Origin of the sequence: Staphylococcus sp. HMSC068G11 (assembly GCF_001815825.1) — a bacterium.
GTDB lineage: Bacteria > Bacillota > Bacilli > Staphylococcales > Staphylococcaceae > Staphylococcus > Staphylococcus epidermidis.
In genome coordinates this window covers 1-6,642 of record NZ_KV822050.1, presented here as the reverse complement: position 1 = coordinate 6,642, position 6,642 = coordinate 1, and the positions used below count along the sequence as shown (strand labels likewise).

The 6,642-nt window shown below is 28.2% G+C and carries 5 protein-coding genes and 1 pseudogene; 4 read left to right on the top strand and 2 right to left on the bottom strand.

The features are described 5' to 3' along the window. Window positions 1-153 precede the first annotated feature (153 nt). Window positions 154-1,020, top strand: a complete 867-nt coding sequence (locus HMPREF3058_RS00030) for a replication initiation protein (protein WP_002494364.1) — start codon at window positions 154-156, stop codon at window positions 1,018-1,020. Between the two features lie 178 nt (window positions 1,021-1,198). Next, complete coding sequence (gene lepB / locus HMPREF3058_RS00025; protein WP_002456288.1) at window positions 1,199-1,765, top strand: signal peptidase I; 567 nt, start codon at window positions 1,199-1,201, stop codon at window positions 1,763-1,765. A gap of 546 nt (window positions 1,766-2,311) precedes the next feature. Here the strand turns inward: lepB and HMPREF3058_RS00020 are convergent. Continuing rightward, window positions 2,312-3,132 (bottom strand): annotated as a pseudogene (locus HMPREF3058_RS00020) (LysR family transcriptional regulator). 152 nt (window positions 3,133-3,284) lie between these two features. On the opposite strand from HMPREF3058_RS00020, the gene HMPREF3058_RS00015 reads away from it, so the two are divergent. Continuing rightward, complete coding sequence (locus HMPREF3058_RS00015; RefSeq protein ID WP_070730993.1) at window positions 3,285-4,439, top strand: MFS transporter; 1,155 nt, start codon at window positions 3,285-3,287, stop codon at window positions 4,437-4,439. Between the two features lie 285 nt (window positions 4,440-4,724). Continuing rightward, window positions 4,725-6,104 (top strand): MFS transporter, encoded by a 1,380-nt coding sequence (locus HMPREF3058_RS00010; protein ID WP_070730990.1) that lies wholly within the window; start codon window positions 4,725-4,727, stop codon window positions 6,102-6,104. 34 nt (window positions 6,105-6,138) lie between these two features. On the opposite strand, the gene HMPREF3058_RS00005 is transcribed toward HMPREF3058_RS00010, so the two are convergent. Further along, window positions 6,139-6,558, bottom strand: a complete 420-nt coding sequence (locus tag HMPREF3058_RS00005; RefSeq protein ID WP_002511307.1) for a plasmid mobilization protein — start codon at window positions 6,556-6,558, stop codon at window positions 6,139-6,141. Window positions 6,559-6,642 lie beyond the last annotated feature (84 nt).

Below are 6,642 nucleotides of genomic sequence, written 5' to 3'. Positions count from 1 at the left end.
ATAAAAAAGGTCATTTTGCCACATAAAAAAGGTCGAATTAAAATAATGACCTTTTTTATGTGGCAAATACTTTTAATAAAACTATTATAGTGATAATATGTATATGATATACAAGGACTTATAAAAAAAATGACCTTTTTTGGAGTGATATATATGTCGAACGAAACTGTTATTTATCATAATGAAATGAATTTGGTTCCTTTGAGAAAATTTACTTCTGTTGAAATAGACTTATTTTTTGCTATGTGTAATAAGCTAAAAGAACAAGATACTAATAAATTATATTTAAGTTTTGAAGAACTTAAATATTTAAGTAATTATAACTATGAAACTAGAAATCTTAATCGTTTTATTGGAGATTTACAAAATATTTATAAAAAGATGCTCGAGATAACTTATCGAAGAGAAGATGAGGATGTAATAGAGTTTTTTGTACTTTTCAATCACTTTAAAATTCATAAAACGGAGAAGTATCTTGAAATTTCCACTAATCCTGACTTAAAGTTTGTTTTAAATGATATTACTCGTAATTTTACAAAATTCGAATTAAAAGAACTGACTAATTTAAAATCTTCGTACTCTAAAACCATGTTTCGCTTACTTAAACAATATAAACATACTGGATATTTAAAATTATCAATGGAAGATTTTAGAACTCGATTAGACGTATCAAAGTCTTATCAAATGTGTGACATTACTAAACGTGTATTAAAGCCAATATCTAAAGAGCTTACACCTATTTTTAATAATCTTAATATTAATAAAGTTAAAGCTAAAAAAGGTCGAAAAATTGAATACTTAGAATTTATCTTTGACGCTGAGAAACGTATTCACAACAAACGACAGCCACAAATAACTAATATAGGTAAGTCGCGCCAATATACTAATCGTGAAAAGACACCTAAATGGTTAGACGACAAGATATATAAACAATCTCAAGAGTCACATGACGAAGATGCAAAATTAAAACAAGATCGAGAGGCATTTCAACGTCAATTAGAAGAAAAATGGGAGGAATAATAACTTAAATGAGCTACATCTATATTTTGCTTTTATTTCCTTTAATAATGGGATTTGTCTTATCACTAAAAAAGAAAAGACATCATAAATAATGAACTACTTTTGGTAGGATATTAAAAATATAAGTGATAACCTAAAATAGGATAAAATTTATAAAATCTAAAAAGGAAATTATGTAATGAAAAAAGAATTTAAGGAATGGTTAATAGCCATAATAGTAGCTATATTACTATTATTTTTAGTAAATAATTTTTTATTTAAACCTTATACTGTATCAGGATTATCAATGTATCCAACGTTTAACAATAAAGATAAAGTAGTAGTCAGCAAAATATCCAAATCATTAAATCACTTAAAGTCTGGAGATGTTATTGTATTTCATCAAAATAGCAATAATGACTTTATAAAACGATTGATTGGTAAACCAGGAGATCAAATTGAATATAAAAATGACAAGTTATATATCAATAAAAATTATATCAAAGAACCTTACCTTGACTATAATAAAAAAATGAATAACTCCAGTGAAAATTTAACAGAAGATTTTAATGTATCAAATATAAAGGGATCTAAAAATAAAATGATAATACCTAAAGATAAGTATTTAGTTCTCGGAGACAATAGGACAAACAGTATTGATAGTAGATATTCTGAGGTGGGGTTAATATCTAAAAAACAAATCGTAGGAAAAGTTATTTTAAGATTTTGGCCTTTTAATGATATGAAGTATAATTTTAATCGATGAATGATAAAAAAGCTAAGTTATAAAGCTAGCTTGAGATATTGTTGACGATTACATAATTAGTTCATTCGAATATCTATTTAATTTTACAAATTTCTTCATGCAAGATATACTAAAAATAACAAACAGACAGACACATCATTGGATGTGAAAACCCCAGCATGCCGACCAAAACATATGCTGGGGTTTCTTTTTTATCGTTGTTCTTGATTTATTAAATAAAGAACACGTCCAACAATAATTGGACATACGATATATTTCACAACAAACAGAACGACAATCATTAGATGTGGCACCTCCTTTCTGCACGGGAAGTGCTTTTTTAGTATAACAGAATCTGATTTTAATAAGATTTTTTCTTTTGAATAAAGATACAAAGTGATCGTAAATGAAAAAGAATGAAAACGCGTCGTTAAAGGGATGTATAAAAGTTGTATAAAGAGGAATGATGACAAAAAGGGACAAACGCCGTCATTTCAGCGTTTGTCCCTTTGTGTTGAGTTGACATAATTACTCATTATAGGTAGTACTTTTGTATATGATATTCATTTACTGAATTATATCAATAATTTTATTCATCTTATCTTTATCACGTGATACTACGCCTACAACTCTTTTATAATTTTGTAATTTTTTTTGATATAAGTTCATACTTTCAAGTCTTGTAGTCAAAGATTGGGGAGTCAAAGTAATACCTTTATTTGCTTTGACATTAGCTAATATAGTTTCATAATAATCAACATAATCAATATGTAACTTATCTTTCAAGGAATAATTTTTAAGAAGATCATATGTATCACATGGCGGTGTTTGTATATAAATATTCTCATTTTTTAAAGATTTTATACTTACTTGCTTAGTGTTTTTAAACTTATTTTCATCACCATAAGCCACAATAAAGTCCTCAGTGTAAATTTCTTGTGTATAGAGCGAGTTATTTTTTAAATGTGTAATATCACCAATAACAACATCTATATTATCTTTATAAATTTCTTCAAGTAAAATTGAAGTACTATTTTCAATAACTAAAACGACACTTTCATTAATATAATTCTTTTCATGTAGCTTATATAAAGAAAAGCTAGGTATGACTCCTAATTTAATTCTTTTATCTTTAGACTCACTTATTTTACTTTTTAATTCTTCAAATTGCTCATTTATTTTTAAAAACGAATGATAAACAGAATTTCCTTTTTGAGTTAAAAAAATACCCTTAAAGTTCTATAAAATAACTGACAATCAAAATAATCTTCAACACTTCTAATTCTTTTACTTAAAGCTGGTGTACTTATATTTAATTCTCTAGAAGCTTTATTTAAGCTATTGTACTCGACAACTTTAATGAAGTCCTTCATATAATTAAAATTCATAAAATCCCCCATGGTATTAACTATTTGTTTATACCTATATTAAGACATTACTTATTCATATATTTCAAGTAAAGGTTTATCCTTCTATTGTTCCTAAAAATAGGCAACTAATCTCTTAATGAATCAAAATTGACTGATAGGATGAGATAATAATGAAAAAAATATGGATTTTAACTATAGGTATGTTTGCCTTAGGTATGGATGCTTATATAGTAGCAGGATTAATACCTTCAATAAGTAAAAGTTTTAATAAAAGTAGCTCTGCTATTGGGCAAGGAGTAACAGTTTTTACATTGTTTTTCTCTATCTCTGCCCCCATTTTTTCAACAATATTAGCTAAATCCCCAGTTAAAAAAATACTAATAATAGCACTCAGTGTATTTACTTTATCCAATATTATAACCGCAATATCTATGAACTACATGCTATATATCGTATCAAGAGCAATCGCTGGTTTAGGAGCTGGCGTATTCTCACCAATTGCAATAAGTGCAAGCAATCATTTAGTCTCCGAAAAAAATAAAGGAAAAGCAATCGCTTTTACAGTAGGCGGAATGAGTGTAGGAACTGTTATAGGAGTTCCTCTCGGTCTAGAAATTGCCAACATTTCTAATTGGCGATTTGCAATGTTGATTATTATTGTCATTAGTTTTATTGCATTAATAAGCATATCTATATTGATGCCTAAATTTAAAATAGAAACTCCTCCAAATCTAAAAGATCGTTTTCAATTATTTTTAAATAAGCATGTACTAAGAGTTATTTCGGTTACATTATGCGCTGCTATTGCTAGTTTAGGTTTGTATACTTATTTAGCCGATATTATTAAAACAAATACAGATACAAAAAATTTAACTTATTACCTTACAGCGTGGGGAATAGGCGGATTAATAGGAAGTTTTGGTATAGGATTTATTATAGATAGATTTAAAAATACAAGATTTGTTATGCTGATTATTTTAATTTTATTAGCCTTAAGTTTTAGTTTAATTCCTATTTCTATTAACTTACCTATATTAGGTTTAATTCCTTTTATTTTATGGGGAGCTATGGGATGGGCTACACAAGCTCCTCAACAACATATATTATTGAAAAAACATCCTGAATATGGAGGTTCTGCTGTCGCTTTAAATAGTTCTATTAATTATTTAGGCAGTGCTATGGGATCAGCAATCGGAGGAATTATTTTATTTAATGCTAATAGTACAAATGTATTAATATATAGTGCTTTAGGAATTACTATTATTGGTATTTTATTACAATTACTAAATTTATCTATAGAAAAAAGCAGAATTAGAACCTATTAGAAATCGAAGAAATCAATATCAAAATAATTTGGATTATATATATGAAATATTAAAAGATGGAAGTAATCAAGCTCGATTAATAGCATCTCAAACTCTTCACGAAGTCAGAGATGCTATGGGAATTAATTATTTTTAAATTTTAAAGGTACTCATACTTTGAGTATCTTTTTTTGTTGATATATTACAATTATAGGTAGCAAGATTATACATACTATTAATTTTTTAATAGTCAATTCACTTACTTATTCACTGAACTTAAATTAGTCAAATGAGGAGGTATGATAGATGAATTCTTCTAAATATTTCGATCATTTAGTTGTTTTTACAGCAGGAATAGGTATGTTCTTATCAACTCTAGATAGTGGTATTATCAATGTGGCGTTACCCACTTTATCTAAATCTTTTAATGTTGATGCTTCTTTTATTTCTTGGAGTATTACGTTATATACTTTGTTACTTACAGGTACCATTATTATATTTGGAAGACTGAGTGATAAGTACAATCGTTTAAGTATCTATAGTATTGGACTAACAGTGTTTTTGATATCTTCTATTTTATGTGGATTTTCAAGTAACGTGGTAGAATTAATTACTTTTCGTGGTTTACAAGGCATAGGTGCAGCTATGTTACAAGGCACTGCTACAGCTATTATTACTACAACCATTCCTGAGCATAGACAGGGACCAGCATTAGGAACTTTGAGCATTCTATTAGGAATAGGTCCCGTGTTAGGTCCTAGTATCGGGGGGCTTTTAATATCTATAGGAAATTGGAGATGGATATTTTGGATTAATATTCCATTCATATTTATAGGCTTAATAGGTTGTTTACTTTTAAAGAAATATATTAAAGAACCAAAAAGTGTATCTATTCATTTAGATATACGCGGAAACTCACTTCTATTTGTATCTATATTTTGCTTATTAGTGAGTTTAACATCTTGGTCTCACCATTCATTCTTTAATATATCAGTATATAGCAATTTCTTAATATTTATTGTAACTTTTTGCTTATTTATTGTATGGGAACTAAAAGCTAATCATCCTATCATCAATTTACGCTTATTCAAAAACATATCCTTTTCATCTTCTATATTTGCAATATTTGTTTTTGGAGGTACAACATCTTTAGGCTTTATAATTCCTCCATATATTTTAGAAAAATTCAACCATCTTTCATCTTGGCAAATAGGACTGGTCAATTTGACATCTCCTTTAGGATTAGTACTTATATCAAAAATCACAGGGAAATTAATATCTCGTGTTGGTAATACTATTTTAATGACTGTAGGACTAGTTATTATGGTTGCTGCATATACTAGCTTAGGATTATTACAGTGCATATTAAATCCAGTAACAATAAGTCTACTGTTATTGATATATGGTATAGGTGGAGGATTTTTCTTACCATCTAATACTTCAGCAATCATGGGAACTGTATCCAAAGATATGCAAGGTACTGTTGGAGCAACTCAACGGATGGTTCAAAATATAGGTATTGCAGTTTATACAGCAATTACTTCACTATTTATAAGTAATCAATCACAGACAAATCAACTGATAACTGGTGCCAGCCACGCATGGTTATTCGCATCAGCAACACTTTTCTTATCACTATTACCTTTTTTATTAAAATTATTACACCATAAGTCAGAAGCTACTTAATATAATAAAAGCAAGTGATTTATAATTTTATAAATCACTTGCTTTTATACTGTTCTTTTAATCGTTTAATCGCATTTTTTAGTGGACGATCATCACGATATGTATTGAAGTTTAAAAATGCTGTACTATCAAAATGTTGTAATAAGTGATGAAAGACGTCATTTTCTTGTCTCAGTTGGTCGATTTCATCTTCCAATTGATGAATATGGCGTTGAAGTGCCTGATTGTTCGATTTGAGTGCTTCGTTGTCTTTTTTAAACAATTCACTGACTTCACTGGATTCTTTAATTTGTTCGATGACTGTCGGTTTAATGCGATTACCAATGGCTGTATGACGTATGTATTCGGTCACATTCATCTCTCGAATATCCGCAAGTGCACAAATCTTTTCGTATTGCGATTGACTTACACGAATTGTTAAGATTTTTTCTTTTGAATTTTGTTTTTTTGGCATTGAACCACCTCATGATTAATATGTGATAAGCATACATATGTGTGCTTATTTTTATATTAATATAACATACATATGTATGCTAAT